Source organism: Rudaea sp. (assembly GCF_036383415.1).
Classification (GTDB): domain Bacteria; phylum Pseudomonadota; class Gammaproteobacteria; order Xanthomonadales; family Rhodanobacteraceae; genus Rudaea.
Window position 1 is genome coordinate 1 of the sequence record NZ_DASVOK010000070.1, and the last position, 4,829, is coordinate 4,829.

Annotated in this window: 4 protein-coding genes; 2 read left to right on the forward strand and 2 right to left on the reverse strand. The window is 62.4% G+C overall.

Annotated elements, in window-relative coordinates; all coding sequences use genetic code 11:
* Positions 1-655: citrate/2-methylcitrate synthase (locus tag VF497_RS02480; protein WP_330885922.1), on the forward strand; the 655-nt coding region annotated here is incomplete at its 5' end.
* A 79-nt stretch (positions 656-734) separates the two neighbouring features.
* Here the strand turns inward: VF497_RS02480 and VF497_RS02485 are convergent.
* Together VF497_RS02485 and VF497_RS02490 are read right to left on the reverse strand one after the other, a co-directional pair.
* On the reverse strand, positions 735-1,424 hold the full coding sequence (locus VF497_RS02485) for a hypothetical protein (RefSeq protein WP_330885925.1): 690 nt from the start codon (positions 1,422-1,424) through the stop codon (positions 735-737).
* Positions 1,424-3,940: a penicillin-binding protein 1A gene (locus tag VF497_RS02490; RefSeq protein WP_330885927.1), complete on the reverse strand. Its 2,517-nt coding sequence runs from the start codon at positions 3,938-3,940 to the stop codon at positions 1,424-1,426. Before VF497_RS02490 ends, VF497_RS02485 begins: the two co-directional genes overlap by 1 nt.
* A gap of 76 nt (positions 3,941-4,016) precedes the next feature.
* Here VF497_RS02490 and pilM point away from each other — a divergent pair.
* Positions 4,017-4,829: type IV pilus assembly protein PilM (gene pilM, locus VF497_RS02495; protein WP_330885929.1), on the forward strand; the 813-nt coding region annotated here is incomplete at its 3' end.

A 4,829-nucleotide genomic window follows, 5' to 3' on the forward strand; every position in this document is an offset into this window, starting at 1 on the left:
GCTTTCGCCGGTCGCAGCGAAGGCACTCGATCTGCTCTTCATCCTGCACGCCGACCACGAGCAGAATGCCTCGACCTCGACCGTGCGCCTGGTCGGCTCGACCGGCGCGAACCCGTACGCCTGCGTTGCCGCCGGCATCGCCGCGCTGTGGGGCCCGGCGCACGGCGGCGCGAACGAGGCCGTGCTCAAGATGCTCGGCGAGATCGGCACGGCGGATCAGGTTTCCAAGGCAGTCGAGAAGGCCAAGGACAAGAACTCCGGCTTCCGCCTGATGGGCTTCGGCCACCGCGTGTACAAGAACTTCGATCCGCGCGCGACGATCATCCGCGAGATGTGCCACAAGGTGCTCGCGGATCTCGGTGTCAACGATCCGCTGCTCGACGTGGCGATGAAGCTCGAGGAAGTTGCGCTCAAGGATTCGTACTTCGTCGAGCGCAAGCTCTATCCGAACGTCGACTTCTACTCAGGCATCATCTACAAGGCGCTGAAGATTCCAACCGAAATGTTCACCGTGATGTTCGCGATCGCGCGCACCGCTGGCTGGGTCGCACACTGGCTCGAGCAGCATACCGACAAGGACAGCAAGATCGGCCGTCCGCGCCAGATTTACACCGGCCCGACCAACCGCGACTACGTGCCGCTCGACAAGCGCTGAACGTTTGCATGGCGTTAAGCTGCTGAAAGCGTCCGGTGCGGACAAGTGCGAATCGAGAAGGATGGAGCTTCGCGCGCGTTTATCTGCGCAGATCCGCTCTGATCCGGATCGGATGGTTTTCGCTGTCCCCGAGTAATTCCCGCAGCGCCGCCAGATTGGCGCGCTGCATCGGCCTGCCGACGATGCGGTCGAGCGGAGCTTGACGCAGGCCGTCGTAAGGGAAAATGGTGACGTCGATTGCGATGTCGTTTGCGGCGAACATCAGAACGGGAAAGTTCGCCTCACCGTTCTTGTCGAAACGCAGGCTGCGCGACTCGCTGTCGTAGGCTATGCCGTGTTCATCGAGATGGCGCATCGGGGCGTCAGGATCGTCGCTGAAGAGATGCAGGCACACGGCCGAATGTTCGTCGGCGGTCCCATCGAGCACGGCGCCAACGAGGCGCGGTTCGAACGTGGCGAAGAAACGCATCGCTTCCATTGCCGTTTCGCGCAGCTCGCGCAGTCGGGTCGGCTGGTCGTCGCCGTGGAACAGCCGCTGGTGCTCGCGTAAGGCATCCTCGATTTCAACGTTTTTTGGCAGCGCGGATTCCGCATCGACGCCCAGAAGTGTCGCGGCCTTGCGCTTGGCCAGCGCGTAGTCACGGATACCGGATTCGCTGATCAGACGCGCCGCTTCGAACGCGATGCGTGCGCGAACCGCGTCCAGGTGGTGCGATGCGCGTGCATGCTGCCCGCGGTGCGTGCGTCGATCGGCGTGGCGCTGGCCCATCAGAAAATTCCGTAGGCTTCCTGTTGTACCTTTTTCTCGGCCTCGGTCGGCTGATTCGGGCTGTTCGCGATGCGCGTGAGGTCCTCGGTGCGGAAGACCTCAGAGATCGTGTGTTCGGTGCCCGGCGAGGCAAGCAAGCCGGTTTCGGGATCGATCTGCGCGGTGCTGATGCCCGCAGGCGTGTTGAAGGGCTTCTCGGGCATGCCGTCGAGCGCGACGCGCATGAAATCGATCCAGATCGGCAGCGCGGTCTGCGCGCCGAATTCGATGTGGCCCATCGAACTGAAGTCGTCGAAGCCCATCCAGGCCGCGGCAACGAGATCGGTGTTGTAGCCGACGAACCAGCCGTCGCGATGGTCGTTGGTCGAGCCGGTCTTGCCGAACAGGTCGTTGCGCTTGAGCACCATCGCGCCCGAGCCGGTGCCGCGGCGGACCACATCGCGCAGCAAAGAGCCGATCAGATAGGCGGTGCGCGCATCGAGTGCGCGCGGGGCGAGTTTGGTCGCCGTCGGCGCAGTCGTCGTCGCTTGCGCGCTGGCGATCGGAGAGAGCGCGCCCTTGGCCGTCGTCACTCCATTGTTGTCGACGACCGTATGCGCCGCTGGTGACGTAGCCGCACGGCCGTCGTCGCTCGCGCGCTCGGGGCACTGCGCGCAGATCTGCGCAGGTTGCGCCTTGTAGACTTCCTTGCCATCGCGATCGTAGATCGCGTCGACAAAATATGGATCGACGAGAAAGCCGCCGTTCGCGATCACCGCATACGCGCGTGCCATGCTCATCGGCGACACCGAAGCCGTGCCCAGCGCCATCGACAAGTTGGGCGGCACCTGTTCCAGGCTCAGGCCGAAACGAGTGACGAACTCGCGCGCGTAGCGCACGCCGATCGCATCGAGCAGGCGTACCGAGACGAGATTCTTCGACTGCACCATCGCCTCGCGCAGGCGCATGGGCCCGGCGAATGCATCATCGTCGTTCTTCGGCGTCCATTGTCCGTTCGGCTTGGACGGATCAGGGAACACGACTGGCGCGTCATTGACGACCGAGGCCGGAGTGAAGCCGTGCTCGAACGCCGCCGCGTAAAACAGCGGCTTGAAGCTCGAACCTGGATTGCGCTGCGACTGCACCACGCGATTGAACTTGCTGCGCGCGAACGAAAAGCCGCCGACTTCCGCGCGTACCGCGCCGTCCTCGGGATCGAGCGCGACGAGCGCGCCCTGTACGGCCGGAATCTGTGCAAGTTGCCAACGGTCTTCCTTCTTCGCATCGGTCGACTTTGCCACGCGCACGATGTCGCCGACTTTGAGCGCTGCATCGACGCGCTTCGGCACCGGGCCGCGGCTGGTTTCGTCCTGATAGCGGCGCGCCCAGGCAATGTCTTCGAGGCCAAGCACCACGTTTTTGCCGTCGTTGAGATGCAGGTGCGCTTCCTTTTCCGACGTCTGTGTGACGATCGCGGGATAAAGGCCGAAGGTTGTGTGGAAGAGATCGAGCTTCTTGTCGAGATCGGCGTCGGTTGCATTGCTCGCCAGTTCGACATGCGCCTCCGGACCGCGCCAGCCATGGCGCCGATCGTAGGCAATCAGGCCTGCGCGCACGGCATCGTTCGCTGCGGTCTGGTCGCGTGAATCGATCGTCGTGCGAATCGTGTAGGCGTCGGTCAGCGCGTTGTTGCCGAGACGCTGGATCGCCTCCTGGCGCACGAGTTCGGCGATGTAAGGCGCCTCGACTTCGATCGGCGGCTCGTGCGCGAATGCGCGCTCGGGTTCGGCATCTGCCTGCTTGAACTGGGTATCTTTGATGTAGCCGTTCTCGAGCATGCGCTGCAGGACGTAGCGGCGGCGCTCAAGCGCGCGTGCGCGGTTGTTGAGCGGATTGCCGGTCGAGGGAAATTTCGGCAGCGAGGCGAGCATCGCGCACTCGGCCAAGTCGAGTTGATCGAGCGTCTTGCCGTAGTAGAACTCGGCCGCCGCAGCGACGCCGTAGGCGCGGTTGCCGAGGAAGATCTTGTTGAGATACAGCTCGAGGATCTGGTCTTTGCTCAGCGTGTTCTCGATCTTGAACGAGAGGAAGATTTCCGTCGCCTTGCGCGACAGGCTGACTTCTGAACTCAGGAAGAAATCGCGCGCGACCTGCTGCGTGATCGTGCTGCCACCGGGCACATGCAGCGTGCGCTTGGAGATCATGAGGCCCAGCGCGCGCAGGATGCCCTGATAGTCCACGCCGGGATGGCTGTAGAAATTCGCATCTTCTGCAGCAAGGAAGGCATTCCTTACCTGCTGCGGCACATCTTCGATCTTGACCGGAATGCGGCGCGTTTCGCCGTAGGTGGCGATGAGCTTGTTGTCCGCACTGTAGATGCGCAATGGCACCTGCAGGGTGATGTCGCGCAGCGACTCGACCGAGGGCAGGCGCGGCACGATGAGCCAGTAGACGACACCGATGCCGATGGCTCCAAGCGCGATGCAGACGACCCCGAGGATCAGCGTGTAGCGAAGCAGACGACGAAAAAAACGCATGGAATCGTGCCGGGCGGCCCAAAAGCGGGGCGATCGAGAAATTATATGCGGCTGTTCGAGGGGTCGATAGGGAAAGATGGTGGCCACGTGCGGGCGGCAATCGGGCGATTTTTCGGGGGGTAAACGTGGAAATGCGATCCAGTTCGCTAAAATTTTTTTGGAAGTGCTTGTTAGTCCAGCAAATTTCCCCATTGCCAAAAATTTAACAGTCGGGTTTAATGGCGGCTGCGGACGTGTTGTTTCTCAAACGTTTTTGCGGTTGGGGGATCTGGGGTTGAACTTCTTTCAGACCAAATCGACGGCGCTACTTGGCGTGGACATCAGCTCGTCTGCAGTGAAATTGCTGCAACTGAGCCGATCCGGCGGGCGCTATCGCATCGAACACTACGCGGTCGAGCCGTTGCCGCCGAACTCCGTCGTCGAGAAGAACATCGTCGCGGTGGAGCCGGTTGGCGAAGCGCTGCGCCGGGCGCTTGCGCGCTCGGGCTCGAAGCTCAAGCTTGCTGCCTCGGCAGTCGCCGGTTCCTCGGTGATCACCCAGGTCATCACGATGCCGGCCGAGCTGGATGAAGATGCGCTTGAAGAACAGATCCAGGTCGAGGCCAACCAGTACATCCCTTATCCGATCGAGGAAGTGAGCCTCGATTTCGAAGTGCTTGGCGCGGTCAAGGATGCTCCCGGAAGCGTGAACGTCCTCATCGCCGCCTCGCGCCTCGAGAATGTCGATCTGCGCGTGTCCGCGCTTGAACTTGCCGGACTGACCGCGAAGGTCATCGACGTCGAAGCGTTCGCGATGGAGAACGCGTGCAAGCTGATCGCCGATCAGCTCACCGTGCCGTCCGACGCCGTCGTCGCCGTCGTCGACATCGGCGCGACGATGACCACGCTG

Coding starts and splice junctions, on each gene's coding strand:
- VF497_RS02485 (WP_330885925.1), bottom strand. CDS start 1,424: ATGGGCCAGCGCCACGCCGATCGACGCACGCACCGCGGGCAGCATGCA.
- VF497_RS02490 (WP_330885927.1), bottom strand. CDS start 3,940: ATGCGTTTTTTTCGTCGTCTGCTTCGCTACACGCTGATCCTCGGGGTC.